Here is a 25,912-nt window from a genome sequence, read left to right as displayed (position 1 = left end):
CTCGCGGGGCCGAGTAATACTTGGACAGCCTCCTTGAAACCCTTCTTGTATGGGAATCCGAGGCCTCGTAAACTGAGGCATCTTCGGAGCCCGGCATGAATCGCAGCGCCCTTGGCATCGCCCTCATCCTCGCCGCCCTCACCAGCCTTCGGGCGGACGAAGGGATGTGGACCTTCGACAATCTGCCCAAGGCCCAGATGAAGGCCAAGTACGGCTTCGCCCCGGACCAGGCCTGGCTGGACCACGTCCGTTTGGCCGTGGTGCGCTTCCCCGGCGGCACCGGCAGCTTCATCAGCCGGGACGGCCTGGTGCTCACCAACCACCACGTGGGCCACGGCTGGATCGAGCGCGTCTCCGACGCCGCCCACGACTACGTCAAGAACGGCTTCGTGGCCATGGACCGGAAGGCCGAGATCAAGGTCCCCGGGCTGGAGCTGGCCACCCTCATGGCCATGGAGGACGTCACCGCGGCCGTGGCCAAGGCCTCCGGCAGCCCGCGGGAGGCGCTGGCGCGCCTGGCCAGGGAGGCCGAGGCCCGCACCGGCCTGCGCTGCGAGCCCGTGTCCCTCTACCAGGGCGGCGAGTCCTGGATCTATTCCTACAAGGTGCACAAGGACGTGCGCCTGGTCATGGCCCCCGAATACGGCATCGCCGCCTTCGGCAAGGACTGGGACAACTTCTCCTTCCCCCGCCACGACCTGGACTTCAGCCTCTTCCGGGTCTACGAGGACGGCAAGCCCTACGTGCCGCCCCAGCACCTCACCTTCGCCGCCGCGGGCCCGCGCTACGGCGACATGACCCTGGTGGTGGGCCACCCCGGACGCACCTCCCGCCTGGAGACCCTGGCCCAGATGGAGGCCTACCGCGACGCCCTGAACCCCGCCCGCATCCGCGCCCTGGACCGCACGCGCAAGGCCCTCCACGCCTTCGCGGCCCGGAGCCCCGAGAACGCCCGCATCGTCTCGGGCACCCTCATGGGCCTGGAGAATTCCTACAAGGTCTACGTCAACGAGACCGTGGGCCTTCGCGACAAGGACGCCATGGCCGCCGTGGCCCGGGCCGAAAAGGAGCTGCGCGAGGCCGTGGCGAAGGATCCCGCCCTGCAGGCCTCCACGGGCTCCAGTTGGGACCTGGTGGCCAAGGCCATGGCCCGGCGCGCCGCCGTGGCCCGGGAGGACGTCGCCTCCACCTTCGGTTCGGCCCTCCCCTACGCCGCCAACCTGCTGCGCCTGGAGGAGGAGCTGGCCCTTCCCGCCGCCCAGAGGGGCGCGGGCTACCGCACCGAGAAGGACATCGCCGATCGCAAGGACGCGCTGCGGCGCCGCATGTTCGAGAACCTGGAGCTGGAGCGGGAGGTCTTCCTGGCCGGCGCCCGGGGCGCCCTGGAGGAACTGGGCGCCGGGCATCCCCAGGTGAAGGCGCTCCTGGACGGCCGCACCCCGGAGGCCGCGACCCAGGCGCTGTTCGCCTCGGCCCTCCTGAGGGATCCCGCCGCCCGCGCCAAGGCCGTGGAGAGCGGCGTCAAGGGCTCCACCGATCCGCTGGTGGTCCTGGCCCGGAGGCTCCAGCCCTTCAACCACGCCCTTCGGCAGATGCGCGAGGAGACCGCCGCCGTCATCGCCGACCAGGGCGCCCGCATCGCCCGGGCCCGCTTCCAGGTGCGGGGCCGGTCCGTCTACCCCGACGCCACCTTCACCCTGCGCCTGTCCTACGGCGCGGTGGAGACCTACCCCGCCAACGGCACCCTGGCCCAGCCCTTCACCACCTTCGGCGGCCTCTACGACCGCGCCGACGCCTGGGGACCCGAAGCCGAGAACCGTTCCTGGGAGCTGCCGGAGCGCTGGATCAAGGCCCGGCCGCGGCTGGACATGAGCACCCACTTCGACTTCATCTCCACCAACGACATCATTGGCGGCAATTCCGGCTCGCCCGTGGTCGACCGCAAGGGCGAGGTGGTGGGCCTGGCCTTCGACGGCAACATCGAGTCCAACGCCGGGCGGTACTTCTTCGACCCCAAGGTGAACCGCTGCATTTCCGTGGACGTCTCGGCCCTCCTCGCCGCCCTGGGGAAGGTCTACGACGCCGGCCACCTCGTCACCGAAATCACGTCCAAGTAACCCTGGAGCCCCCATGAAGACGCGTTTCACCCTCCTTCCCCTCGCGGCCCTCCTGGCCTGCGCCCCCAGCCTCCGCGCCGACGAAGGCATGTGGACCTTCGACAACCTGCCGGTCCAGAAGCTGAAGGCCGACTACGGCTTCACCCCTGACCAGGCCTGGCTGGACCACGTGCGCCTCTCGGCCCTGCGCTTTCCCGGGGGCAGCGGCTCCTTCATCAGCGCCGACGGCCTGGTGCTCACCAACCACCACGTGGGCCGCGGCTCGGTGCAGCAGCTCTCCAGCAAGGAGCACGACTACATCCGCGACGGCTTCATCGCCGCCACCCGCGCCGAGGAACTGAAGGTCCCCGGCCTGGAGCTCTACACCCTCATGGCCATGGAGAACGTCACCGACCGCGTCAACAAGGCCGTCAAGCCCGGCACCGGCGACAAGGAGGCCAACAAGGCCCGCCAGGACGAGCTCGCCCGGATCACCAAGGAGATCCAGGACCGCACCGGCTTCACCGCCGAGGCCGTGTCCCTCTACGCCGGCGGCGAGTACTGGATGTACCAGTACAAGAAGCACACCGACATCCGCCTGGTGATGGCCCCCGAGCAGCAGATCGCCTTCTTCGGCGGCGATTCCGACAACTTCACCTACCCCCGTCACAACCTGGACTTCACCCTCTTCCGCGTCTACGAGGATGGCAAGCCCTACCACCCCGCCCACCACCTGAACTGGACGAAGACCGGCGTGAAGAACGGCGACCTCACCTTCGTCATCGGCCACCCCGGCAGCACCGAGCGCCTGGGGACCTCCGCCCAGATGGCCTTCGCGGGCGAGTTCAACCTGCCCAACCGCATCAAGGCCTCCGAGCGCCAGCGCCAGGCCCTCCTGGACTACGCGAAGCTCTCCCCCGAGAACCGGCGCCAGGTGGCCTCCACCATCTTCGGCATCGAGAACGGCATCAAGGCCATGACCGGCTACGTCTCCGGCCTGAAGAACCAGGAGGCCATGGCCCGCATCGCCAAGGCCGAGGCGGCCCTCAAGGCCAAGGTGGCCGCGGATCCCACCTCCGACGCGGCGGGAAGCTGGGCGGCCATCGAGAAGGCCCTGCAGGTCCAGAAGACCCTGTTCCAGGAGAGCCAGGCCCTCAACGCCCGCTCCGGCGCCGCCTACGATAGCAGCCTCCTGGGCTACGCCCTCACCCTGGTGCGCCTGGCCGAGGAATCCGCCAAGCCCTCCGAGCAGCGCCTGGAGGAGTTCCGCGACACGCGCCTGGAGGGCGTCAAGAAGCGCCTGCAGGTGAACCGCCCCTTCTACCCCGCCCTCGAGACCGCCATGTTCACCTTCGGCCTCCAGGAATCCGCCGGCACGCCCCTGGTGAAGTCCTTCCTCGCCGGGCGCACCCCCGCGGAGTTCGCCAAGGCCGCCGTGGAAGGCTCGAAGCTGGCCGACCCCGCGGCGCGCAAGGCCCTCATGGAAGGCGGCAGGAAGGCCATCGACGCCAGCCAGGATCCCATGATCGTCCTGGCCCGCAAGATCGACGGCCCCAACCGCGAATTCCGCAAGAAGATGGAAGACCAGGTCACCTCCGTCCTGGCCGAGCACGGCCGCCGCATCGCCAAGGCCCGCTTCAAGGCCTACGGCAAGAGCGTCTACCCCGACGCCACCTTCACCCTGCGCATGACCTACGGTCCCGTGGCGTCCTACCCCGCCAACGGCACCCAGATCCAGCCCTTCACCACCCTGGGCGGCCTCTACGACCGCGCCGCGGCCTGGGGCCCCGAAGCCGAGAACGGCGCCTGGTCCCTGCCCAAGCGCTGGATCGAGAACCGCTCCAAGGTGAACCCCGACACCCCCTTCGTCTTCGCCCACGCCGTGGACATCATCGGCGGCAACTCCGGCAGCCCCGTCATCGACCGCAAGGGCGACCTCATCGGCCTGATCTTCGACGGCAACATCGAGAGCCTGCCCGGCCACTTCTTCTACGACGGCAAGGTCAACCGCGGCATCGCCGTGGACGCCCGGGCCATCCTGGAATCCCTGGACAAGGTCTACGCCGACGCCCCCATCGTCAACGAGATCCTCGGCAAGTAGCGACCCCGCCGCCGAGGGCCCCGGGAACTCCGTTCCCCGGGCCCTCGCCCTCGGGAACCATCCCTTGACCTTCCGCCCTTTCAAAGGCAAACTGGTCTTTCGCCGGCAGCGGCATGGGCCCATAGCTCAGCTGGTTAGAGCACCTCCCTTTTAAGGAGATTGTCGCCGGTTCGAGTCCGGCTGGGCTCACCACTCTCCTGGAAGTTCTTGAAAACCAGCAGATCCACCGCAAGTCCAACCCAGGGGGCCATCGTCTAGGGGTTAGGACGTCGCCCTTTCACGGCGATAACACGGGTTCGAATCCCGTTGGCCCTACCAAAGAAGTGCAATGCTTAGAAGCCGGAGTAACCCTCCGGCTTTTTCGTTTTTGGCCAATTCCCTCACGCTTTCCTCCTTCGGGGGCTCCGGGGCAGGGGGGGACCGGCGAGGATGCGCACTGCTGTCCGGGCATGGTTTTACAGCGATTCCCCAGGGGCATGAATCGCTAGGCAAGCCATATTGAGAGCTTCGTTTTCAGGTTTTGAATACATGCTCCCTGTGCCAGCCAAGAAAGACGGGGTGTGGGTAGTGGTCGGGATGTTCGGGTGGCATCAGCCGGTGGTCAGGGCGGAGTAGCCTACCCAGGTCGTCCGGGAGGCCTTGGGGAGAAACAAGAATGGTCAGGTCATCCCCGATGGCAAGCAATCCCCGGTCGAAGAGCCAGTGGATGGTTCCGGTGAGCGCGAGCCCATTCCTGACAGAATCCGGTCCAGCCGAGGCCACGGGCCGGATATGGGCGGCCTGGACTTCGGGTCTTCCCCCGCCATTGATGAGTCGCAACCCTGAAAAAGCGCAGGTCTCCCGGTAGGCTTCCCGGACCCTGCGCCTGAAGGCCTCGTCCCTGAAAGGACGGGTGATGCACTGGGCCACGAGAGGACGCGCTTCCAGATCCACGGCCTCCTCAGGGATTCCCTGGGCCAGGGCAGCATCCTTGGCCTCCCACGCGGCCAAATGACGGTGGAAGCCTTCCCGAACAATCGTTTCGAATTCAGTGGAAGGGAGGATTCGCACGGCACGACCGAAGGCCCCTTTGCTTGTACTCCCATCCTCCTTCTGGAGGGCAGATTCCCAATAGGTGCCGCGGCCCTGGAAGCCCACCGCTTGGTCGAACTCCTGGTAGCCGTCCAGGTAGGCATAGTAATGACCTGGCGACCGCGTGTCGGGTTCGATGGCGACCACTTTGGCCATGGCAAAGTAGGCCAGTCTGCCGCCACGAAGGCTGCGCCTGGGTTCGTAGTACACGATCCAGTCTCCCAGCGCCGCCTTCACCTGGTTCAGGTAGGTGTGGGGAAAGTGGTACCGGAATTCCGGCAGGTCATCGTAGATCGAGCCTACCGATGTGGTGAACACTGCATTGGACATGATGGACCAGGCTACCAGGTCCCATGGTTGCCTGTGCATCCGGTTATTCGCAGATGGAGAGCTGGGCCTCGACCTTCCTTGACGTCCCGCGCACTTCCTTTTCAGTGGTTATGGGGCGTCCAATGCGTCGGTGAAAAGAGAGTCATGCCCTGATTTCTCCCCAGGCTGGTATCCCATGGACCGGTAACTGCGGAGGCGCTTGTCAAACATCTTCCGGAAGACGGGCACGGAAGCGTCCAGGTAGTCGTAGATCCGGACTTCGTCCTTGCCTTCCCGCAGGCGGTGGAGGCGCCCTGCGTACTGGACGAGGGTTCCCTTCCAGGCGATGGGCATGGCCAGGACAAGGGTGTCCAGCCGGGGGTCGTCGAACCCTTCACCGATGTACCGCCCGATACCCAGGATTAGCCGGGATTCATGCTCTGGAACTTCGGCCAACTGCTCAAGGGCGAGCCTGCGCTGCCTGGCAGGGATGCCTCCGTGGAGGACGACGACGTGCTGCGCGGCGTGCTGGAGGGCCGCCTTCAGACGCTCCAGGTGATCCTTCCGCTCCGTCAACACGATCGGGGAGCGGCCTTCACCCAGTGCCTCCTGGACGTCCTTGGCGATCTGCGCGTTCCTCAGGGGGTCATTCACAAGGGCGGCATAAAGCTCCTGGATCGTGCCTTCTCCAAAGAACCGAGTCTCCCGCAGGACCAACCGGTTGGAAAAGGCGTGGCCGAGGGCAGCGGGGCCCTGGAAGCGGATGTCCCCGCACTGGAAATGCAGAAGCCGCTGCAGGCCGTCACGGCGGAAGGGGGTCGCGGTCAGGCCCAGGACATACCTGGCCCGGACCGCACGCATGACGCGATCGAAGGATACTGCGGGGGCATGGTGGCATTCATCGACGATCACATGGCCATACTCGCCAACGAGGTCCATCACGCCTTCCCGAGTGGCCAAGCTCTGGATCATGGCCACATCGATCCTGCCGTTGGGTTTGTGCCTGCCGCCCCCGATCTGCCCGACTTCCCTTGCGTCCAGGCCCAGGAAGGCCTGGAGTTGCGCGCGCCATTGCTCCATGAGCGGTTTGCGGTGGACAAGAACAAGGGTGTTCACGCCCCTGGCGGCAATCATGAAGGCGCCCAGAACCGTTTTTCCCGTTCCTGGAGGCCCGACGAAGACCCCGATGTCTTCCTTCATCAGGGCACGGGACCCCGCCTCCTGTAGGTCCGTCAGGCTTCCCTTGAAGTCCACAAGGAGGGGCCGCCCGCCGAAACGCAGGTCTTCAACCTCCAGGCTGGAGCCGTGGCTCTGGAGCAGTGTTTCCAACTCCTGCCTGCAGCCGCGGGGGAGGGCCAGGTGGGCGGGGTGGTCTTCGGCGGCGCAAATGATCCTTGGAATGCCGTTGGTGGAGAAGCGCATGCCTTGTTTCTGGTAGAACTCCGGATTCTGGAAGGAAGCGAGCCGCTTGGCCTCGGCCAGGAATACCTGGGGCAGGCCCGTCTTCTCCAGGAAGATCTGGCTGGAAAGCGTGGCTCCGACCCTTCCAGGCATGGGGCCCAGGACCGCTGTCCGGGCCTTGCCTGAGGGGGGGCGCTCCCAGGGTGCCATCTCGTACCCATCCTGGATGGCGTCGAAGCGCACCCCAAGGATCCGGCCCTGGCTCGAGGCCTTCTGGACCAGCGTCTCTACCCTGCTCGGCTCCATTCGCTCCACGGTTGCGAGGTAGGCCCATGGATCCGCATGAGGCTCCAGGGCCACATCCAGGAACAGGGTGTTGCCGGCCTTTCGAGCCTCGAACTGGAGGGGCAGGGCGATCAGGTTCCCGAAGCCGCCCTTGGGCATGGTGTCCTGGTTGGGAAACAGGCGGTCATAGGATCCCATGCCCAGGTGAGGGTGTCTGTCCATGGTTTCGGTCAGAAGGAAGCTGCCGAGTCTACGGGCGCTAACCGCAGGGATCGGAGCCTGGAAGAAGATCCATGCGTGCCCGCCATTGCCGGACCGGGACCGCTCGAGGGTGACCGGGACACCCCAGGACTGGCACGTCTGGGCGAAGGCCCGGAGGTCCCCGTGCCAGCCATCCTTGTCGAAGTCCACCGCCAGAAGCCAGCAGGTCTCGTCCCTAAGGAGTGGATACAGCCCGATGACCTGTCGACCCTGGAGATGATCCAGGATCACCTGGTCGGTCAGGGGCGCGTACGCGGGTTCGGGGCCCAGGGCAAGACAAACTGGAGAATACCCGGGCTTTCCCGGCCTTTCCGGCTTCCTGGAAAACCATTGGCGCGGGTAGACATCCTCCCGGCCGCGGAATAGGCTCCTGAACAGGGCGACCTTCGAGGCGGGCGTCGATGGGCCGGGATGGCCTCCGGCCTGGTCGGAAGATGGCGTGGCAACCTGGATTCGCCGCAGTTCCAGGATTTCGGCCCGAAGTCGATCCGCCTCGGCGAGGTTCCCCGCGAGCAGACGCTCCAGGTCCTGCAGGCGCTTTGACCGGGCGAACTGATCCATACAGCTCCTTCACGGTTAAATCTAGCATCCAATAAACAAGGCACTACGATCGGGCCGTAGGCCTTGTGATGGGACTGCTGGACAGGGAGTTCCATTCCAAGGCCTTTGATTTCACCACCCGAATGGAAGCAATCCGGATGCTCCATGCCCACCAGCCATCCCTCATGAGGCGCCGTGGCAAAGCTGGCCTGCAGGATTGATCAACGCATGCATGCACGGCATCTGCAAAGCCCGGTGTTCCCGTAGCGCACCACCCAATCTCGGGTCATGTTGCCGCAGTCCTTGCACGTAAGTAGGTCCTCGGCGTTGGTTTCCGTGGGAGTGGCATGGTCACGGGAGTCGAACGCCAAGGCTGCCGGTCTGCGATCCGGGACCGGGGATTCGGCCATCTCCAGAACCCTCACCTCGGGGGCCACCTTCCCCTCCTCGGGTTCCTCATCGTCATCGTCCTCGTCGTCCCATTCGGCTCGGTGGAAACGCCGGTAATCTTCCGCATTGGTGGTCGCCTGGCGCCGCTTTCGTTCGTCTTCTTCCCGCCTTTTTTGGGTGAGGGCCTCAAGGTGTTCCTTCCAAGTCTCATACTCGCCCGGGTGCACAAATTCTCCGGTCCGGGGATGGAGCAGGATCGATTCCAGAGGGTGCTCAAGGAGGGTGGCCTGGTGGCCCTGGGGAGGGTGCCGAAGCCAGATGCCCCGGCAGGAGGTAAGTTGACGCCTGGCGGGGTCCAGGAAATGGAGGGATTCATCGCCGAACCCATACAGGCCGTCATAGGCGGAATGCTCCGTCAACGCCCGGAGGGTTGCGGAAAGGGTGATGCGGCCCAGGCCCGGTTCCTTGACCAGCAGCCTCGCATGGAACACCGGATGCAGGAGAACCCCGAGTTTCCTGCAGCCCTTCGCCATGGCCTCCCGCACATCGGGCTTGACCGCGGCGGGAACCACCCACCAGGCCAGGGTCGGCTTGCCAGGCCTCTCGACCCAGCAATCAAGGGGCCGTGGAAGACGGGCGGCCGTCTTCTCCAACTGGATGGATTCGGGGAACCGGACCCGAAGCCAGCTAAAAAGCTGCGCCCGGCATTCGAGGACCTCGAGCGTTTCCTTCGCCCGGGGACAGTCCCCGCCGGCCCGGTGGGCAAAATGCCAAATCCGCTCCTCACCGGCCCGGACGATTACGGGCTGTCGGCAGCCTTCGCAGACGATCCGCCCTTCCGCTGCTTCCTCGCGAAGTCGTTCTGCCCTGGACGGACCATCTTCCCTCAGGAGGATCACCTGGCTGGAATCGATGGTTCGCATGGCTGTGAGCATTCACGGCCTCCTGGGGGTCAATCCTTCAGCCCCCGGTGCTGCTTCACATTCTGGGCCTTCCACTGGAGCAGAGGCATGGATAGGATGCGCCGCAGAAGAACGGGATCTTCCGTAAGTCTTTGGGGGGCGATCTCCCCCCGGTCCCATAGGGCCTCCATGAACATGGATTCTTCACGCCGAAGTGGAAGCAGTCTGGCCATGCCAGAACGAACTCTGGCCTCCATCCCCGCCAAGTTCAACGGGCCAGCCTGGGTTCTGAGCAAGGGTCGCACTCTTCGTTCGAAATCTCCTGTCTCAATCGTGATGGCATCAGGCTGGATCGCCCGCAGGTCCATAGTCCTCGCCGTGGATCCCATGACCACGAAGGGCAGCCGGACCTGATCCATGTCAAAGGCGGGATGCTCCAGGATGGCCGCGGCATCCACGACATCCCTGGCGGCGGATCGATCCAGGAGCGCGACCAGCTTTCCCGCGACGAGATCAGGGAATCCCAGCACAGGGATGTTCAAAGCCTGGAATGAGCCGAGCGGATGGGAGCTCATGAATTTGATGGGATGCAAGGGAACCCGGTGAAGGAAATTGAGATCGACCTCAAGGTTGCCGCTGGACCCATGCGCCGACGGGTAACGCAGCAGCCACTTTCCACCAGCATGTTCGGTTGGAGCCCGCCGAACCGTGAACTCCTCCTTCTCCAGGATGGCCTGAAGGAGGGCTTCAACCTTCGGGCGTTCCAATTCCATCCCAGCCCTGGTCGCGGCTCCGATGTAGTTCAGGTCGATATCCACAGAGAGGCGGGGCACTTCGAAGATGAACAGGTTGAGGGCCGTCCCCCCTTTTAGAACCAGCCGGTCGCGCAGGAAAGGATCCCGGAAGATTTCGTTTAGGATGCCGATGAGCCGAATGACCTTTTCCAGGCCTTCGGGCCGGAAGCCGGTCGCTCGGGTTTCAAGTAGCAGTCGCTCCAGAGAGAGTTTCATCCTGGTTCCTCCCAGGCCCGGTTCCAGATGACCTCAGGGACGATCAGGTTCCAACGTCGGGATAGGCGCCCCTTCTCTCCCCGGTCGAGGTATTGCTTCACCTTGGGCCGGAGAGATTCAAGCGCCTTGAGGTCCGTTTCTTCCACATGGAGGGCAGACTGGTGCTGTTCGAGGAAGTGCCCCACCTTCGCGGAGGTGGTTGCGTTCCCCAGTCGCCGAAGGTAGGTGGTGATTTCGTTCAGGTCGACCCATCGGATCGATTCGAGCGAGCGCCAGACCTCCTCCCACCCGCCACCCAGGTCAGGACGATCCAGGACGTCCACGAGTGTGCGGGATTGGGTGGTCACCTGGATATCAATTCCGCGCCGGTCCATCTGCTCCACTCCAAGGCGGAAGGCTTCAGCCCCGAGGGCGTGGCGGGGACGAATGGGGCAGTAGGTCACTCCGCGAAATTGCCAGCCTCGAACTTGTCTCGGCACAAGGATCTGGATGACTTCAAAGGAGGAATAAGCCAGTCCATGGAGTTCCAGTGCAGTGTGGTACCCAAGCACCCCACCCGGACACCCAAGGGTTCCAGCCAGGTAGGCATCCACTGGCGCGGACTCGGGCTTGCCTCCTGGGGGAACGGTTGCGTAAAGACCTCGTCGGACAGCCATGATTCGCCCAGTCCGCTGGTGGTAACGGAGGAGTTCCTCGACCGAATCGCGGCTGGGCGCTTGACCGGACGCCAAGACCAGATGGCGATCCAACGTTTCCCGTCGGAAAACGGGATGGAGCGCAAAAAAATCCGGAAGACCCATGGTTGAATCCGATTGACGAAACCCAAAAGAAATATACGGGTTTCGATCGCCGGATGCAACCCACATTGTTCATCGAGAATTGCCCTCGATGGCTTAGAGTTGGTGAATCCCGTTGACCCTATGGCCCGCCCATTCACGGCGATAAAACGGGTTGGAATCCTGTTCGCCCTACCCAGACAAGCGCAATCCCAGGGAATAAGTCCCGGAGACCTCCGGGCTTCATGCGGAACGGCGGAGGGCGGCGGAGGACCCATCTGCTCTCATGGCTACAGGACCTGGCAGTGGCGGTCATCGTGGGGCGCCTGAGTATTTGGTGAACGTTGCCCGCCAATCAACCCCCTGCGCAGATTTCCGGCGGGGATCCTGCGGCTGCGATAGAGGCCCTCCCGGCGCAGCCTTCGACCTGTACCCCACCCCACACCCTCCACCCCTGCTGGTGGACTTCCCGATGCGACCGCATGCCCGATGATTGTTGGGAAGAACGAACTGGCCACTCCTGTGGTTGACCCGTGCGATGCCGCGTTCTTGAACTTCACCGTTAGCGCACGGTAAACTCCAGAAGTTCCCTCCCAATCCATAAAACCGCATTCGAAACGATTGGCTTAACCGTAGTGGCCCAGAAGCAACTCCCATCCTGGAGGTGAATTTGACCAAGATCCTCAGAGCAACAAGCCTTCTGCTGCTCGCAGCCCCCATGCTCTATTCTGGGGATTTCTCCTGGGCTCTACGGGGTGGCTTTACTTCTCCAATGGGTTCCATGAAGAATGATTCGCTGGTCGGCACCCACCAGGCCATTGGCGGCTTCATGTGGGGCGCCGCCTTTTCCTGGCATTTCGACTCCAGGGATAGCCTGCGGATTCGCCTTGATTTGTCTGGAATTAACCACAGCTCCGACAACACGGTTCCCAACCCACCTTTGGGAAATGTCACGCTCAATTCCGAATGGTCCATCCCGGAAATCGGCCTTGATTGGAGGAGGGATTGGACGGATGGAAATAAAGGGTGGTTTGGAGAAGCCGGAATCGGGCTGGCTTCGCCCAAGCTTTCCCTCACGTCGCGGTTCCCCATTTCATCCGGAGGACCCATGGTGGGAAACACCAAGGAAACGCGCCAGGACAGGAAACTGGCTCTTCGCCTCGGGGCAGGCTACAACTTCTCCAAACGGATCTATGCCGGTGTCGGCTTGCATTCCTTATCCGTTGATAAGAACGGCGCCGATGGTTTCCCGATCGGAAACCTGACCTGGGCGGAGTGTTCCTTGGGGGTCCGGTTTGGCATGCCGAAATAGGTTGCCGGATTCCGGCTTCCGGGTCAGCGCATGGAGCTGTGGTACATGAATAAGATCCATTTCTGATAAGGTGGCTGGACCATGCGCCCCTGGTCCTTCCCGATCCACCTCGACCTCGCATCGGCCGAACCGATCTACCTTCAGATAGCCAGGGCCATAAGCGGCGACATCCGTCGCGGTCGGCTTCGGCCGGGCAATGCCCTGCCGGGTTCCCGCACGCTGGCCCAGACACTCGGCGTCCACCGGAACACGGTGCTGGCAGCCTTGCAGGAATTGCACGCCGAAGGTTGGATCCAGACCCTCCATCGAACGACCCGGGTTGCGGGGGATCTGCCCCCAGCTCCCATTCCATCCAGGACCCTGGCACCGGGAGGCATGGGGTTTCCCCTTCCCACCGCCGCCGTTTCCATCCCCGCAGATAACCCTGGAGGTCCGGGGATGCTTTCCTTCGATGGAGGGTTGCCGGATCTGCGGTTGCTGCCGAAAGAGCTCATCGGCAGAGCCTATGGCCGAGCCCTTCGAAACCGGGACCTGTTGGGTTACGGCGATCCCAAGGGAGAGATCCATCTGCGATCGGCCCTTGCAGGAATGCTCTCTGAAGCGCGTGGTCTTTCCATCGACCCGGGACGGTTGATGACCGCTGGTGGAAGCCAGATGGTGATCGACCTTGTGGCACGCACGCTGATTCGGCCGGGTGATCGGGTGGCCGTCGAAGACCCCGGCTATCCCGCCGCCTGGGCAACCCTCCGGGCGGCAGGGGCGGAACTGGTTCCCGTGCCGGTGGACGAAGGGGGGCTGTGCGTGGAGTCGCTTTCGGCCCTGTTGGAGAAAAAGCCCCTTCGCGCTCTCTACTGCACCCCGCACCACCAATTCCCGACCACGGCCACGATGCAGATTGCGCGCCGTCTGCGTCTCCTTGAATTGGCACGCGACCACCGGATGGCCATCCTCGAGGACGATTACGATTACGAGTTCCACTTCGACGTAAGCCCGATACTGCCCTTGGCGAGCATGGATCGCTCCGGCGTGGTCGTGTACATGGGCACGTTGTCGAAAGTCCTGGCTCCCGGGCTGCGCCTGGGCTTCCTGACGGGACCCCAGCCCCTGGTGGATGCGGTCGCATCCTTTCGATACATTTCAGACCGCCAGGGGGACCAGGTCATGGAACGCGCGGTTGGCGACCTGTTGGAGGAGGGTCTGATCCAGCGTCATGTGCGAAAAATGCGCAAGGTCTACCATGCCCGGCGAGGAATCCTCGCCGGGATTCTGGGCCATCACCTGAAGGATGTGGTTTCCTGGGAGCTTCCACCGGGCGGCATGAGTCTTTGGCTCACGGCTGAACCCTCGGTGGATGTGGAAGCCTGGGCCAGGCGTGCGGAACGTAGAGGCGTCCAGTTGAGCGTTGGACGCAGATACGATTTTCGCGGGTTGTATCGGCCCAACCTCCGAGTCGGGTTCACCGCCTTGGATGAGGATCAGATGGAAGAGGCCGTTCTGCGCATGAAGGCCGCCCTATGACGCGGCACCCGTGGCGTTGACCCCATCCTTTGTGGCTTGCCGTTCGTGCCTCAGGGTGGACTAGCGGCAAATTCAAAAGTGGAACTTTTCCCTGGGCCAATTGGCCGGAGACTTGGGAAGTGACCTGGTGGTCCAACTTTCCAAGGATCGTTATGCGCAAGATTCCGCCCACCACCTTTGTGGACACCGCCCAGATCGGCTGGATCCCGCTTTCAGAGGGCCTGTCCTTCAAACCCATTTACATCTTTCCTGATCTCAGTGGTTGGCAGCTTCTGCTCCGGCTGGAACCCGGAACGGTCATCTCCCGTCATCGCCACACCGGAGAAGTTCATGCCTTCAACCTCTCTGGCACACGGCGGCTGGACACGGGCGAAATCGTAGGCCCCGGGATGTACGTGCACGAACCCGTTGGGAACGAGGACAGTTGGGAGGCCATCGGCGATGAGCCTTGCATTGTTCACATCGAGGTGAATGGCCGGAATGAATACCGGGATGCGGAAGGAAAACTGATCCGCGTCGCGGATGCCCGCGGAGCCCGTCAGGACTATCTGGATTGGTGCCGCACCGAGGGCGTGGAGCCCATCGCAGCCCTGGCGGGGAACGCGTGAATTCGAAGGGTCATGACCGCCTGGGCCGCTGGAGCGCCCGGGGAGCAAGCCTCGCGCTGGGTGCCGCATTCCTGTCGGAAAACCGGATTCAGGACGCCGGGAACGTCACCGCCGGCGGCGCCCAGGCCACGGGGTCGCCGTTCAGGCCGTGCTTGTAGGAGATGATCTCCAGCCGCTCGGGCACCACCTGGATCAGCACCAGGTTCTTGCCGCCCGGGAAGGACTGGTCCCAGTAGGCGCGGTGGCGCCTGCGGATCTCGGCGGGGTCGGTGACCAGGACCGCCTTGCCGCGCAGGGCGACGTACCCTTCCATCCGGGTCAGGTCGCCGTAGAAGAGCGTCACCTTGGGGTTGGCGCGCAATTCCTCCATCTTCCGGGTGGTGGTGCTGGTGGCCATCCAGACGGACATGTCCGCCTCGGGGGGAAAGGGATTCATGGTCCGCACCCGGGGGCCGCCGTCGGTGGCGACCGTGCAGAGCGCGACGTAGCGGCAGGAGGTCATGAGCTCCCGCGCGGCGGCCAGGGTCTCCTCGCGGGAGGGGGTCTTCGCCGGGGTTCCGGCCGGGGCCGGCAGGGCCAGGAGGAGCGCCGCGAACGCGGCGCCGAGGCGGGGGAGAAGGGCAGGGATGCGCATGGCGGGAACTCCGTCGAAACCTGGATGGAAGGGGTGTTCCCGATTCTCCCACCCTTGGACCCGATCCAGAACCGCGCATCCTGGACCCTCAGAACTGTGTCCCAACATTTTTTTGCTGGACGGTTGACGGCCTAATCGTATGGACCCATATTATCTGGACCTCAACCAAGGGGAACCCGTTGACGCCTTGCCCCACCCCCCAGTTCCGATCACCCAAATACGAACGCATCCAGCGTCTCGTTGAGCGCCTTGGCGCCCCGACGCTGGACCGGGGGACCCTGGAGGCCTACCTGCTGCTCATGAGCGTCTCCGACGAGATCCGCGAGATCGCCAACGCCAAGCTCTCCTGCCACGGCCTGGGCGAGGGGCGCATCATGACCCTGGTCCTGCTCCTGGAGAACCAGCCGGAGCCGCTGTCCCACTCCCAACTGGCCGAACTGATGACCGTCACCAAGGGCAGCGTCACGGGCCTTGTGGACAGCCTGGAACAGGATGGGCTGGTCAAGCGGGTCGAATCCCTGGAGGACCGGCGCACCCGGCTGATCAGCATCACCCCCGCCGGCCTGGAGCTGGTGAACACCTACCTTCCCCAGAAGTTCCAGGGCATCGAACGGCTCATGTCCGTCCTGGGCCCGGAGGAACGGGAGACCCTGGCCACCCTTCTGCAGAAGGTCCAGGAAGGGCTCCCCTCGTACCGGAGCGAATAGCGCTCCCCGTTCCACAGCATCGTTCGAATCCGATCCCGGACGGGGCGGCTGCCGGAAGGCTGCCCGGCCCTTCTCCACCCCTTTTCGAGGTTTCCCATGACCCCTGCCGCTACCCAGACTTCCGAACCGGCCCCGTCCCTGGTGGACGAAGCCTCCGCCGTCATCGCCCAGGAGCCGTCCGCCGCCGCCCGAACCTCCAGCCGCCGCCGGCTGCCCTCCCTCCTCGCCGCGGGCGCGCTGGTGGCCGGCTCCCTGGGGGCCGCCTACTACCTGCGCCAGGTGGCGCCCTTCGAATCCACGGACGACGCGTTCATCGACGGCCGCATCATCGGCATCAGTCCCCAGGTGGCGGCCCAGGCCGCGGTGGTGCACATCGACGACAACCAGGTGGTCCACAAGGGCGACCTCCTGGTGGAACTTGACCCCACCGATTTCCAGGTGGCCCTCGAACAGGCCCAGGGGGCGGAGGCGGCCGCCCTGGGCAAGCGGGCCCAGGCCCAGGCCGGCGTGGCGGCGGCGGAAAGCGCCGTGGCGGAAGCGGAGGCCACGCTGTTGTCCCTGCAGGCCACCTTCGAGAACGCCGAGACCGAACTGCGCCGCCAGCAGGGGGTGGATGCCCGGGCCCGGGCCCAGAGGGACCTGGATTCCGCCGTGGCCGCCCGCAAGACCTCCTTCGCCTCCCTGGAGCGGGCCCGGGCCCAGGTGCGCTCCGCCCAGGCGCAGGTGGCCCAGGCCCGGGCCACCGTCACCGCGGCCGAGGGCGACTACCAGAAGGCCCAGGCCGACACCCGCCGGGCCCGGGTGAACCTGGACCACTGCCGCATCCTCGCGCCCGTGGACGGGCGCATCGCCGGCAAGGCGGTGGACGCGGGCGCCTACGTCACCCCCGCCAACCCGCTCTTCCAGATCGTGCCGGCCCAGGTGTGGGTCGTGGCGAACTTCAAGGAGACCCAACTCAAGCACATGGCCCCGGGCCAGCCCGTCGAGGTGAGCGTGGACGCCTTCCCCGGGCTGGCCCTCACCGGAAGGGTGGACTCCATCCAGTCCGGCACGGGATCGCGATTCAGCGTGATCCCCACGGAGAACGCCACGGGCAACTTCGTAAAGGTCGTCCAGCGCGTGCCCGTGAAGATCCTCCTCGACAACGCCGACCAGGGCAGGCTGGGCCAATTGGCCCCGGGCATGTCCGTGGAACCCAAGGTGCGGGTGCGTTCCTGACGCCAGCCCCCGAAACGAGCGAAACATGTCCTTCCCGAGAACCCCCAACAGCGCCGCCAAGCCCGGCGTCAACCCGTGGCTTGTGGCCGTGGTGATCTCCCTGGCCACCTTCATGGAGGTGCTGGACACCAGCATCGCCAACGTGGCCCTGGCCCACATCGGCGGCAGCCTGGGCGCCAGCCAGAGCCAGGCCACCTGGGTGCTCACCAGCTACCTGGCCGCCAACGCCATCATCATCCCCATCAGCGGCTGGCTGTCCAACACCCTGGGCCGCAAGCGCTTCTACATGATCTGCGTGGCCCTCTTCACCGCCAGCTCCTTCCTCTGCGGCATCGCGCCCTCCCTGGGCGTTCTGCTGCTGTGCCGGATCCTCCAGGGCGCCGGGGGCGGGGGACTCGCCCCCAGCGAGCAGAGCATGCTGGCGGACACCTTCCCCGGCAAGTACTTCGGCATGGCCTTCGCGGTCTACGGTGTCGCCGTGGTGGTGGCGCCGGCCATCGGCCCCACCCTCGGCGGCTGGATCACCGACAACTTCTCCTGGCGCTGGATCTTTTTCATGAACGTGCCGGTGGGCCTGGTGTCCCTGCTGCTCACCCAGAGGCTCATCCAGGATCCGCCCAAGGAAACGGCGCCGAAAAAGCCCATCCGGGTGGACGCCATGGGCTTCGCCTTCGTGGTGCTGGCCTTCGGCGCCCTGCAGGTCTTCCTGGACAAGGGCCAGGAGTCCGACTGGTTCGGTTCGCCCGTCATCGTCGTCTTCTTTCTGCTCACCCTGGCGGGCCTCGTCGGCCTGGTGGTCTGGGAGACGATGATCGCGAAGGATCCCGTGGTGGACCTGCCCCTGCTGCGCAACGGCGGCCTGGCCACCTCCATGGGGCTGCAGTTCGCCGTCGGGTTCATCCTCAATTCCACCACCGTCCTGGTGCCGCTCCTGGCCCAGCAGCTCCTGGGCTACGACGCCACCCAGGCCGGCCTCGTGCTGATGCCCGGCGGCCTGATGCTCATGGTGATGATGCCCGTCGCCGGGGCCCTCGTGCGCAAGGTGCAGCCCAAGTACCTGATGGCCTCCGGCCTCTCCCTGCTGGCCCTGTCCCTGGTGATGATGTCGGGCTTCACGGCGCAGATCGCCTTCAACCACCTGCTCTGGGCCCGGCTGATCCAGTGCATGGGGCTGCCGCTGTTCTTCATTCCCCTCAACACCATCGCTTACAGCAACCTGCCGCCCGGGAAGAGCAACCAGGCCAGCGCCATGATGAACCTCATGCGCAACCTGGGCGGCAGCATCGGCATCGCCGTCGCCACCACCCTCCTGGTGCGCCGCGCCCAGGTGCACCAGATGTACCTGGCGGCCACGGCCACCCGGGCGAACCTGCCCCTGATGCACCACCTGCACCCCACCGGCGGGCTCGCCCCGAAGAGCCTCCTGGGCTTCTACAACCAGGTGCAGGTCCAGGCGGCGATGCTTTCCTACCTGGACGTGTTCCGGATCCTTACCGTCGCCTGCGCCATCGTCATCGTCGGGGTCCTGCTGCTCCGCCGCGTGCGCAAGGACGTCCAGCCGGCAATGGGTCACTGAGCCCCCGAATCGTGGAGAAGAGTCCCATGCGAACGTCGATTCCCTTCCTGGCCCTGGCGGCCGCCGCATTGCTCACCGGCTGCAAGGTCGGACCCACCTACCGGCCCCCTGAACCCCGGGCGCCGAGCCGGTGGAGCGAACCCCTGGCCGGCGGCGAGACCCCCCGCGGCGCCGACCTGGCCCAGTGGTGGACGGCCTTCAAGGACCCCGAGCTGGCCTCCCTGGTGGACCGGGCCCTGAAGGCCAACCTGGATCTCCGCCAAGCCCAGGCCCGCCTGTCCGAGGCGCGGGCCCGGCGCGGCGTGGCCGGCTCGGCCCTGGGCCCCGCCGTGGACGCCGGGGGATCCGCCGGCCGTGAGCGCCAGAGCGCCAACCAGCCCCTCCTGGGCGGCCTGCTGCCCCCCGGAACCCCCTTGACCAGCGACGTGTACCAGGCCGGTTTCGACGCCAGCTGGGAACTGGACCTCTTCGGCGGCAACCGGCGCCGCCGGGAGGAGGCCGACGCCGCCCTGGCGGCCGCGGGCTACAGCCTGGCCGACGCCCAGGTCAGCCTGGTGGCGGAGGTGGCCCGCAACTACGTGACGGCCCGGGGGTACCAGCAACGCATGGCCATCGCCCGGGAGAACCTCACCGCCCAGCGCGACATCGTGGCCCTGGCCCGTTCCCGGTACCAGCAGGGGTTCACCAGCAGCCTCGAACCGGAACAGGCGGCCACCGTCCTGGCCCAGACCCAAAGCCAGGTGCCCGCCCTGGAGGCCGGCTACCTGGCCGCACTTCACCACCTGGGGGTGCTTCTGGGGCAAGCCCCGGGCGCCCTGCGCGAGGAACTGGATGCCGCCGCGCCGATCCCCGCCGTCCCCGCGGAGGTTCCCGCGGGCCTGCCCGCCGACCTGGTGCGGCGCCGCCCCGACATCCGGGTGGCGGAACGCCACCTGGCGGAAGCTTCCGCCCGGGTGGGCGTCGCCACGGCCGATCTCTACCCGGCATTCTCACTGGGCGGCAGGTTCGGCTGGGAGAGCGCCCAAAGCGGCAGCCTCTTCACGTCCGCCAGTTCCACCTGGTCCTGGGGCCCCTCCTTCCGCTGGCCGATCTTCGCCTCGGGCCGCATCCGCGCCAACATCCGGGTCCAGGACGCGCGCCAGGAGCAGGCCCTGGCCGCCTACGAAAAGGCCGTGCTCGTGGGCTTCGAGGAGGTGGAGAACGCGCTGGCGGCCTACGCCAAGGAGCAGGCCCGCAACGTGCCCCTGCGGGCGGCCGTGGCCTCCAGCAGCCGGGCTCTGGAGGTGGCGCGCCAGCAGTACGCCAGCGGCCTGACCAGCTTCATCAACGTCCTGGACGCGGAGCGGACGGTGTACCAGGCCCAGGACAGCCTCGTGCAGAGCGACCAGGCCGTCGCCCAGGACCTGATCGCCCTGTGCAAGGCGCTGGGTGGCGGCTGGCCGGCCAAGCCCGCATGACGGGGTGGGCCCCGTCGGGCCAGCCGCGGGGACGACGGGGCCAGGGCCCTTCAGGTGGCGCGGATGTCGCGGATGGGCGGCTGGCCGAAATGGCGGGCATACTCGCGGCTGAAATGGGAGGGGCTTTCGTAGCCCACCCGGAACGCGGCGGTCGCCGCGTCCAGGCCCTCGACGCGCAGCAGGCGGCGGGCCTCCTGCAGGCGCAGCTCCTTCTGGAACTGCAGGGGACTGAGGGTCGTGATCTCCTTGAAATGTTTGTGAAACGACGAGGGACTCATGTTCACCAGCCGGGCCAGGTCCTCGATCCTCAAGGGTTCGTCGAACCGTTCCCGGAGCCGGGCGACGGCCTTGGCGATGCGCTGGACCCGGCTTCCGGCCACGCCCAGCTGCCGGACCAACGGCCCGTACTCCGTCCTCAGCAGGCGGTAGGTGATCTCCCGGCGGAGCATGGGGCCCAGCACGTCCGCATCCGCGGGCGCTTCCAGGCAACGCAGCAGGCGAAGGAAAGCGTCCAGAAGCTCCGGTGTCCCCTCGCTCAGGTGGATGCCGGGCCCCGAAGGGGCCGGCTCGGGGGCGGGCCCCATGCCCTGGAGCAGCCCGAAGACCAGGTCCGGGTCCAGGTCCAGGGCCAGGCTGAGGAAGGGCTTGTCGGGGGAGGCCTCCAGCACGTGGCTGGTGATGGGCAGGTCGATGGACACGATCAGGAAGCGCCCACGCTGGAACCGGAAGACATGCCCGTTCATGGTCACCTCCTTCGCACCCTGGAGGACCAGGCAAAGGGAAGGGCGATAGACGGCATGGGCGGGCAGGGTGCGGCCGTCACTGCGGATCACCAGGAGCCCGGGCAGGGGCGTGGTGTGCACCCCCTCTGTGGGAGCCCATTCCATGGCGGACCTCGCCAGGTCCGTCAGGGTTCCGGTCCGTGGGTCGTTCCGCATGGGTGTCCTCCGGTTCACCCTACCCCACCGCCGGACGCCGCGCATCCGAAACTTCGCAAATCGGGAGGATCCGGCAATCCTTCGACAGGATCCCGCTACCGGCCGCCCCCCGGCCAGGCCTAGTCTGGGGGGGCAGGGCACCCTCGAGGAGATTTCCATGCGCAGACCCATCACCCTCATCACCGGCGGCAGCCGCGGCCTGGGACGCAACGCGGCCCTCCATCTCGCCAAGGCGGGCCACGACCTCATCCTCACCTACCACAGCCGGCAGGACGAAGCCGAGCGGGCGCTGGCCGAGGTGCGGGCCGCGGGCGCCAAGGCCCAGGCCCTGCGCCTGGACGCGGGGGACGTGGCCTCCTTCGGGGCCTTCGCGCAGACGCTGGAGCGGACCCTCCAGGAGCACTGGGGGACCGGCCAGTTCCAGGCCCTGGTCAACAACGCGGGGACCGGCCTGCACGCGCCGTTCCTGGAAACCACGGAAGCCCAGTTCGATCACCTGATGAACGTCCATTTCAAGGGCGTCTTCTTCCTCACCCAGCGCCTCCTGCCCCTCCTGGCCGACGGGGGCCGGATCCTGAACCTTTCCAGCGGCCTGGCCCGCTTCGCCCTCCCGGGCTCGTCCGCCTATGGCGCCATGAAGGGCGCCGTGGAAGTCCTGACCCGCTACCTGGCCAAGGAACTGGGCCCCCGGCGGATCTCGGTGAACGTCCTGGCGCCCGGGGCCATCGAGACGGACTTCAACGGCGGGGCCGTGCGGGACAACCCGGCCCTGAACCAGGCCATCGCCGCCCAGACCGCCCTGGGGCGGGTGGGCCTGCCGGACGACATCGGCGCCGTGGTCGCGGCCCTGCTCGGTCCGGGCACCGGCTGGATCAACGCCCAGCGGATCGAGGCGTCAGGGGGGATGTTCCTGTAGGGCCCTGCTCCACGAGGATCAGCTTGGAGGTGTCGAAGCCCAGGGCGGCGGCCTCGGCGATGAGCTGGCGCTGGAGGGCGGCGTCCAGCGTCGGGGTGCGGGCCAGGAGCCACAGGTAGGATTTGTCGGGGCCGGCCACCAGGGCGTACCGGTAGTCCTTCTGGTCCAGGTGGAAGATGACGTAGGAGCCGTAGAAGGGACCGAAGAAGGAGACCTTCAGGTAGCCCTCCTGGGGGTCCCGCACGAAGTAGGCTTTCCCCGTGGCCGTTTTCCAGGCCCCGTCCTTGGCCGACCAGCCCCGGTTGAGGACCGCCAGGCCTCCATCCTCCCGCAGGCTGTAGGTCGCCGAGACCTGGGTCAGGCCGCGTTCGAAGCTGTGGTCCAGCCGCGCGATCTCGTACCACTGGCCCAGGTACCGGCCCACCTCGAAGGGCTTGACCGGGGTGATGCGCTCCGGGAGCCGCACACAGCCCAGGGAGAGGAATCCGCAGAGGAGCACTGTCAGCTTGAGCCGGGCCGTCTTCATGTCGCCACCCCTTTCCCGGAAAGTATGGAAGGACATTTCCAAATGGAAAGGGGCCACGACGCAGCGGGTGGCTCCGGCACCTTCAGGCGCCCTTCTTCCGAAATCCGGGTGGGGCCGCCGGCTCGGGAAGTGGGCTAGCATGGTCCCTTGAAATCCTTCGGGGGCTGCCATGCTGCGATCCACCCTCTGTCTTCTGCTGTGCGCGGCGTCCGTGGGCGCCGAGGAGGTCCCGAAGCGGCCCTGGAGCGACAAGGCCAGCCTTTCGGTGGTATCCCTGTCCGGCAACGCCCAGGGGCAGACCCTGGGGGTCTCCAACGAATTCAAGTACGCCGGCGAGGCCCATGCCTTCGCCTTCAATGCGGGGGGGGTGCGGGTGTCGAACACGACCATCTCCTACACGGCCACGGGCACGTCGGCCACCCAGTACGAGGTGCGGGAGCTCCGCACCACCGTGACCACGGCGGAGAACTATTTCGTCAATGGGCGGTACGACCACAAGGTGGGCGACCGCTTCTTCGCGTTCGCCGGGGCGGGGTGGGACCGCAATGTCCCGTCGGGCATCGACGGCCGCACCGTGGGCAGCGCGGGCATGGGGTACTGGTGGGCCAGGTCGGGCGCCACCGCGTTCCGCACGGACCTGGGCGCGGGCTACACCCGGATCCGGCCGGTCTTCGAGACGCCGGGGTTCCAGGACAGCTTCGGGACCTGGGACCTGACCCTGGACTTCACCCGGAAGACCGGCGCCACGGGCCAGTTCACCTCCAACCTGGTGGTGTCCACCAGCATGAAGGACACTTCGGCCTACCTCGCCGTGTGGAAGAACGCGTACACCGTCAACATCGGTCCGCGCCTGGCCCTCAAGGTGGGCTACGACTGCACCTACAACAACGCCCCGGCCTTCCTGGCGGTGGACATCGTCCAGACCGGGTCCGTGCCGCCCGTGGTGCTGGGCCAGGCGCCGGTGCGGCTCCGGAAGCTGGATACGGTCTTCACCACCTCGCTGGTCGTGAGCCTCTAGGGCGGAAACTGGACCCGGGACGCCCGGTAGGACTCGAGTTCGATGAAGGGAGAGATGAAGTCGAGGCTCAGCGGCTCCTTCTTCAGGAGGTCGGTGCTGAGGTACTTCCGGTTGTCGTCCGGGAAAAGGGTCACCACCACGGCGTCCGATCCCATCTTCTCCTGCACGCGGACGGCGCCCAGGAAGTTGGCCCCGCTGGAGATGCCCACCCCCAGGCCCAGGCGAGAGGCGAGCATCTGGGCCATGAGGATGGCGTCGCCGTCCCGGATGGCCAGGGGCTCGTCCAGGTCCTCCCGCTTCACCAGGGCGGGCACGAACTGATCGGCGAAGCCTTCGATGCGGTGGGGGGAGGCGGGGCAGTTCCTGCTGAGGATGGGGCAGTTGGACGGCTCCAGGGGATGCACCCGCATGCAGGAGTTGCGCTCTTTCAGGTAGGAGCCCACCCCCATGATCGTGCCACCGGTGCCCACCCCCGCCACGAAGGCGCTGGGCCTCAGGCCCAGGTTGGCCAGCTGGTACCGGATCTCCGGGCCGGTGCCCTCCCGGTGGGACGCGACGTTGTCCGCGTTGGAATACTGGCAGGGAAGGAAACAGCCCGGATTCCGGCCGGCGAATTCGAGGGTCAGGCGGATGCACTCCTTGAACCCGCCCTCCTTCCGGCCCACGCGGACCACCCGCGCGCCCAGGCTCCGCATGAGGAACTCCCGCTCCCGGCTCACCCAGTCCGGCATGAAGATCGTCACCGGATGCCCCAGCGCCCGTCCCAGGGCCGCGAAGGAGATGCCGGTGTTGCCGCTGGAGGCCTCCGCGATGGGGGCGCCGGGGCGGAGGATTCCCTGGTCGCAGGCCTTGCGAAGGATGTGCAGGGCCATGCGGTCCTTCACGCTGCCCGTGAGATTGAAGTTCTCGGCCTTCACATGGATGCGCCCCCTCCGGCCCATGAACCGGTAGTCCACGGCCAGTAGGGGGGTCGAGCCGACCAGGGCGACGGCGCTCTGGTCCATGAAGGCGAACGCTTCTGCGGGCACGGAGGGGCCTGGGTTCAGAGCGCGGATTCGATCAGCGCCCTGATCTGGGCCGCGGACTGGGATCCGCGCTGGTCCAGGCGCTTGCCGTCCTTGAAGAGCACCAGGGCCGGGATGCTCATGATGCCCTGGGAGGCGGCGGTGCCGGGGTTGGCGTCGAGGTCCATCTTCACGATCTTCGCGCGGCCTTCCAGTTCAGCGGCGACCTTCTCCAGCACGGGCGTGAGGGCCTTGCAGGGGCCGCACCAGGGGGCCCAGAAGTCCACCAGGGTCACGCCCTGGGCGACCGATTCCTGGAAGCTGGCGTCGGTGATGGAGGCGAGGTCAGACATGGGTGATCTCCTTGGCGGGGCTTGAAAGGGACGTTTCCGCGAGCCAGCGTTCGGCGTCGATGGCGGCCATGCAGCCCGATCCCGCGGCGGTGATGGCCTGCCGGTAGACGCTGTCCTGCACGTCGCCGCAGGCGAAAACGCCCGGGATCACGGTGCGGCTCGAGCCCTTCTCCACCAGGAGGTAGCCGTTGGCGTCCACGGGGAGCTGGCCCTGGAGGAAGGCGGTGTTGGGCCGGTGGCCGATGGCCACGAACAGCCCGTCCACGGCCAGTGTCGACTCGCGCCCGTCGCCCGTGTCCCTGAGCCGGAGGCTCCCGAGCTTTTCCACCTCGTTGCCGGGCGAGACCTCGACCCGGCGCGTGAGGAGGTCGGCCACCACCTGGTTCCAGTGGACGGTGATCTTCGGGTGGGCCAGGGCGCGGTCCTGCATGGCCTTGGAGGCCCGGAAGCTGTCCCGGCGGTGGACCAGGTGCACCCGGCTGGCGAAGTTGGTGAGGTAGAGCGCCTCCTCCAGGGCGGTGTCGCCCCCGCCCACCACGGCCACGTCCTTGCCGCGGTAGAAGAAGCCGTCGCAGGTGGCGCAGGCGGAAACGCCTCCGCCCCTGCGGCCCAGGTCCTCGTCCTTGCCGATGCCCAGCCACTTGGCGGAGGCTCCCGTGGCGATGACCAGGGCGTCGCAGGTGTAGGCGCCCGTGTCCGTCACGAGTTGGAAGGGGCGCTGGCCCAGCTCCACGGACAGGACGGTCTCCGGGGCGATCTCGGCGCCCAGGCGCTGGGCCTGGGCCCGCAGCTCCTCCATGAGTTCGGGGCCCTGGATGCCGTTGCGGAAGCCCGGGAAGTTCTCCACCTCGGTGGTGATGGTGAGCTGGCCTCCGGGCTGGACGCCCTCCAGCACCAGGGGCTGGAGGTTGGCGCGGGAGGCGTAGATGGCCGCGGTGTAGCCCGCGGGCCCCGTGCCGATGATGATGATCCTGCGGTGGGTCAT

22 protein-coding genes and 2 tRNA genes are annotated in these 25,912 nt (G+C 66.4%); 13 read left to right on the top strand and 11 right to left on the bottom strand.

The genetic code is table 11. From position 1 onward, the window contains the following. Positions 1-95 precede the first annotated feature (95 nt). The 4 genes from ACZ5LB_RS10275 (at position 96) to ACZ5LB_RS10260 (ending at position 4,515) form a co-directional block, all read left to right on the top strand. A complete protein-coding gene (locus ACZ5LB_RS10275; RefSeq protein ID WP_464606205.1) occupies positions 96-2,117 on the top strand; it encodes a S46 family peptidase in 2,022 nt (673 codons plus the stop codon). Between the two features lie 13 nt (positions 2,118-2,130). Continuing rightward, entirely contained in the window at positions 2,131-4,197 is a 2,067-nt protein-coding gene (locus ACZ5LB_RS10270; protein WP_464606203.1) for a S46 family peptidase, read from the top strand. A 115-nt stretch (positions 4,198-4,312) separates the two neighbouring features. Continuing rightward, positions 4,313-4,389: transfer RNA gene (locus ACZ5LB_RS10265), tRNA-Lys, on the top strand. 51 nt (positions 4,390-4,440) lie between these two features. After that, positions 4,441-4,515 (top strand) — tRNA-Glu (locus ACZ5LB_RS10260). A 195-nt stretch (positions 4,516-4,710) separates the two neighbouring features. On the opposite strand, the gene ACZ5LB_RS10255 is transcribed toward ACZ5LB_RS10260, so the two are convergent. The 5 genes from ACZ5LB_RS10255 to ACZ5LB_RS10235 all read right to left on the bottom strand — a co-directional run bounded on the left by ACZ5LB_RS10255 (position 4,711) and on the right by ACZ5LB_RS10235 (position 11,022). Then, a complete protein-coding gene (locus tag ACZ5LB_RS10255; protein ID WP_464606201.1) occupies positions 4,711-5,598 on the bottom strand; it encodes an HNH endonuclease in 888 nt (295 codons plus the stop codon). 108 nt (positions 5,599-5,706) lie between these two features. Beyond that, positions 5,707-8,085, bottom strand: coding sequence for a TOTE conflict system archaeo-eukaryotic primase domain-containing protein (locus tag ACZ5LB_RS10250; protein WP_464606199.1), 2,379 nt, complete (start codon positions 8,083-8,085; stop codon positions 5,707-5,709). 200 nt (positions 8,086-8,285) lie between these two features. Further along, positions 8,286-9,389, bottom strand: a complete 1,104-nt coding sequence (locus ACZ5LB_RS10245) for a competence protein CoiA family protein (protein ID WP_464606197.1) — start codon at positions 9,387-9,389, stop codon at positions 8,286-8,288. A 17-nt stretch (positions 9,390-9,406) separates the two neighbouring features. Beyond that, entirely contained in the window at positions 9,407-10,366 is a 960-nt protein-coding gene (locus tag ACZ5LB_RS10240) for a nucleotidyl transferase AbiEii/AbiGii toxin family protein (RefSeq protein WP_464606195.1), read from the bottom strand. Continuing rightward, entirely contained in the window at positions 10,363-11,022 is a 660-nt protein-coding gene (locus tag ACZ5LB_RS10235) for a type IV toxin-antitoxin system AbiEi family antitoxin domain-containing protein (protein WP_464606303.1), read from the bottom strand. The genes ACZ5LB_RS10240 and ACZ5LB_RS10235 overlap by 4 nt, the downstream gene beginning before the upstream one ends. 790 nt (positions 11,023-11,812) lie before the next feature. Between ACZ5LB_RS10235 and ACZ5LB_RS10230 the strand changes: the two genes are divergently transcribed. From ACZ5LB_RS10230 to ACZ5LB_RS10220, 3 genes are all read left to right on the top strand, one after another. After that, positions 11,813-12,454 (top strand): hypothetical protein, encoded by a 642-nt coding sequence (locus ACZ5LB_RS10230; RefSeq protein WP_464606193.1) that lies wholly within the window; start codon positions 11,813-11,815, stop codon positions 12,452-12,454. Between the two features lie 81 nt (positions 12,455-12,535). Then, positions 12,536-13,972 (top strand): MocR-like pyridoxine biosynthesis transcription factor PdxR, encoded by a 1,437-nt coding sequence (gene pdxR / locus ACZ5LB_RS10225; RefSeq protein WP_464606191.1) that lies wholly within the window; start codon positions 12,536-12,538, stop codon positions 13,970-13,972. Positions 13,973-14,124: 152 nt separating this feature from the next. Then, positions 14,125-14,580, top strand: coding sequence for a cupin domain-containing protein (locus tag ACZ5LB_RS10220; protein ID WP_464606189.1), 456 nt, complete (start codon positions 14,125-14,127; stop codon positions 14,578-14,580). 88 nt (positions 14,581-14,668) lie between these two features. Here ACZ5LB_RS10220 and ACZ5LB_RS10215 read toward each other — a convergent pair whose 3' ends face one another. Continuing rightward, positions 14,669-15,214, bottom strand: coding sequence for a pyridoxamine 5'-phosphate oxidase family protein (locus ACZ5LB_RS10215; protein ID WP_464606187.1), 546 nt, complete (start codon positions 15,212-15,214; stop codon positions 14,669-14,671). Between the two features lie 179 nt (positions 15,215-15,393). On the opposite strand from ACZ5LB_RS10215, the gene ACZ5LB_RS10210 reads away from it, so the two are divergent. From ACZ5LB_RS10210 to ACZ5LB_RS10195, 4 genes are all read left to right on the top strand, one after another. Then, positions 15,394-15,921, top strand: a complete 528-nt coding sequence (locus tag ACZ5LB_RS10210) for a MarR family winged helix-turn-helix transcriptional regulator (RefSeq protein ID WP_464606185.1) — start codon at positions 15,394-15,396, stop codon at positions 15,919-15,921. Positions 15,922-16,017: 96 nt separating this feature from the next. After that, on the top strand, positions 16,018-17,139 hold the full coding sequence (locus ACZ5LB_RS10205) for an HlyD family secretion protein (protein ID WP_464606183.1): 1,122 nt from the start codon (positions 16,018-16,020) through the stop codon (positions 17,137-17,139). Between the two features lie 25 nt (positions 17,140-17,164). Further along, positions 17,165-18,715, top strand: coding sequence for a DHA2 family efflux MFS transporter permease subunit (locus tag ACZ5LB_RS10200; RefSeq protein WP_464606181.1), 1,551 nt, complete (start codon positions 17,165-17,167; stop codon positions 18,713-18,715). A gap of 26 nt (positions 18,716-18,741) precedes the next feature. Then, the gene (locus tag ACZ5LB_RS10195; RefSeq protein ID WP_464606179.1) at positions 18,742-20,172 is read left to right on the top strand and encodes an efflux transporter outer membrane subunit; all 1,431 of its coding nucleotides are present in this window, start codon (positions 18,742-18,744) and stop codon (positions 20,170-20,172) included. Between the two features lie 50 nt (positions 20,173-20,222). On the opposite strand, the gene ACZ5LB_RS10190 is transcribed toward ACZ5LB_RS10195, so the two are convergent. Continuing rightward, on the bottom strand, positions 20,223-21,110 hold the full coding sequence (locus ACZ5LB_RS10190) for an AraC family transcriptional regulator (protein ID WP_464606177.1): 888 nt from the start codon (positions 21,108-21,110) through the stop codon (positions 20,223-20,225). A gap of 157 nt (positions 21,111-21,267) precedes the next feature. Here ACZ5LB_RS10190 and ACZ5LB_RS10185 point away from each other — a divergent pair, with 157 nt between their 5' ends. Next, entirely contained in the window at positions 21,268-22,026 is a 759-nt protein-coding gene (locus ACZ5LB_RS10185) for an SDR family NAD(P)-dependent oxidoreductase (protein ID WP_464606175.1), read from the top strand. Here the strand turns inward: ACZ5LB_RS10185 and ACZ5LB_RS10180 are convergent. Then, positions 21,983-22,552 carry a lipocalin family protein gene (locus ACZ5LB_RS10180; protein ID WP_464606173.1) on the bottom strand — a complete coding sequence of 190 codons (570 nt, stop codon included), beginning with the start codon at positions 22,550-22,552 and terminating at the stop codon, positions 21,983-21,985. The genes ACZ5LB_RS10185 and ACZ5LB_RS10180 overlap by 44 nt on opposite strands. Positions 22,553-22,721: 169 nt before the next feature. Between ACZ5LB_RS10180 and ACZ5LB_RS10175 the strand changes: the two genes are divergently transcribed. After that, the gene (locus tag ACZ5LB_RS10175) at positions 22,722-23,570 is read left to right on the top strand and encodes a DUF481 domain-containing protein (RefSeq protein WP_464606171.1); all 849 of its coding nucleotides are present in this window, start codon (positions 22,722-22,724) and stop codon (positions 23,568-23,570) included. Here ACZ5LB_RS10175 and ACZ5LB_RS10170 read toward each other — a convergent pair. Genes ACZ5LB_RS10170 through trxB form a run of 3 tightly spaced genes read right to left on the bottom strand, consistent with a single transcriptional unit; the run spans position 23,567 to position 25,912 of the window. Continuing rightward, positions 23,567-24,598, bottom strand: coding sequence for a PLP-dependent cysteine synthase family protein (locus ACZ5LB_RS10170; RefSeq protein ID WP_464606169.1), 1,032 nt, complete (start codon positions 24,596-24,598; stop codon positions 23,567-23,569). The two genes, ACZ5LB_RS10175 and ACZ5LB_RS10170, sit on opposite strands and share 4 nt — an antisense overlap. A gap of 14 nt (positions 24,599-24,612) precedes the next feature. Continuing rightward, complete coding sequence (gene trxA, locus ACZ5LB_RS10165) at positions 24,613-24,927, bottom strand: thioredoxin (RefSeq protein ID WP_464606167.1); 315 nt, start codon at positions 24,925-24,927, stop codon at positions 24,613-24,615. Then, complete coding sequence (gene trxB / locus ACZ5LB_RS10160) at positions 24,920-25,912, bottom strand: thioredoxin-disulfide reductase (RefSeq protein ID WP_464606165.1); 993 nt, start codon at positions 25,910-25,912, stop codon at positions 24,920-24,922. The genes trxA and trxB overlap by 8 nt, the downstream gene beginning before the upstream one ends.

Source organism: Mesoterricola sp. MK458 (genome assembly GCF_055384935.1).
This window is presented reverse-complemented; position numbering and strand designations above follow the sequence as displayed.

What these genes read in the sequence shown, in the direction of transcription:
- ACZ5LB_RS10275 (WP_464606205.1), top strand. Translation starts at nt 96, where the DNA reads ATGAATCGCAGCGCCCTTGGCATCGCCCTCATCCTCGCCGCCCTCACC.
- ACZ5LB_RS10270 (WP_464606203.1), top strand. Translation starts at nt 2,131, where the DNA reads ATGAAGACGCGTTTCACCCTCCTTCCCCTCGCGGCCCTCCTGGCCTGC.
- ACZ5LB_RS10255 (WP_464606201.1), bottom strand. Translation starts at nt 5,598, where the DNA reads ATGTCCAATGCAGTGTTCACCACATCGGTAGGCTCGATCTACGATGAC.
- ACZ5LB_RS10250 (WP_464606199.1), bottom strand. Translation starts at nt 8,085, where the DNA reads ATGGATCAGTTCGCCCGGTCAAAGCGCCTGCAGGACCTGGAGCGTCTG.
- ACZ5LB_RS10245 (WP_464606197.1), bottom strand. Translation starts at nt 9,389, where the DNA reads ATGCTCACAGCCATGCGAACCATCGATTCCAGCCAGGTGATCCTCCTG.
- ACZ5LB_RS10240 (WP_464606195.1), bottom strand. Translation starts at nt 10,366, where the DNA reads ATGAAACTCTCTCTGGAGCGACTGCTACTTGAAACCCGAGCGACCGGC.
- ACZ5LB_RS10235 (WP_464606303.1), bottom strand. Translation starts at nt 11,022, where the DNA reads ATGGCTGTCCGACGAGGTCTTTACGCAACCGTTCCCCCAGGAGGCAAG.
- pdxR (WP_464606191.1), top strand. Translation starts at nt 12,536, where the DNA reads ATGCGCCCCTGGTCCTTCCCGATCCACCTCGACCTCGCATCGGCCGAA.
- ACZ5LB_RS10220 (WP_464606189.1), top strand. Translation starts at nt 14,125, where the DNA reads ATGCGCAAGATTCCGCCCACCACCTTTGTGGACACCGCCCAGATCGGC.
- ACZ5LB_RS10215 (WP_464606187.1), bottom strand. Translation starts at nt 15,214, where the DNA reads ATGCGCATCCCTGCCCTTCTCCCCCGCCTCGGCGCCGCGTTCGCGGCG.
- ACZ5LB_RS10205 (WP_464606183.1), top strand. Translation starts at nt 16,018, where the DNA reads ATGACCCCTGCCGCTACCCAGACTTCCGAACCGGCCCCGTCCCTGGTG.
- ACZ5LB_RS10200 (WP_464606181.1), top strand. Translation starts at nt 17,165, where the DNA reads ATGTCCTTCCCGAGAACCCCCAACAGCGCCGCCAAGCCCGGCGTCAAC.
- ACZ5LB_RS10195 (WP_464606179.1), top strand. Translation starts at nt 18,742, where the DNA reads ATGCGAACGTCGATTCCCTTCCTGGCCCTGGCGGCCGCCGCATTGCTC.
- ACZ5LB_RS10190 (WP_464606177.1), bottom strand. Translation starts at nt 21,110, where the DNA reads ATGCGGAACGACCCACGGACCGGAACCCTGACGGACCTGGCGAGGTCC.
- ACZ5LB_RS10185 (WP_464606175.1), top strand. Translation starts at nt 21,268, where the DNA reads ATGCGCAGACCCATCACCCTCATCACCGGCGGCAGCCGCGGCCTGGGA.
- ACZ5LB_RS10180 (WP_464606173.1), bottom strand. Translation starts at nt 22,552, where the DNA reads ATGAAGACGGCCCGGCTCAAGCTGACAGTGCTCCTCTGCGGATTCCTC.
- ACZ5LB_RS10175 (WP_464606171.1), top strand. Translation starts at nt 22,722, where the DNA reads ATGCTGCGATCCACCCTCTGTCTTCTGCTGTGCGCGGCGTCCGTGGGC.
- trxA (WP_464606167.1), bottom strand. Translation starts at nt 24,927, where the DNA reads ATGTCTGACCTCGCCTCCATCACCGACGCCAGCTTCCAGGAATCGGTC.
- trxB (WP_464606165.1), bottom strand. Translation starts at nt 25,912, where the DNA reads ATGACCCACCGCAGGATCATCATCATCGGCACGGGGCCCGCGGGCTAC.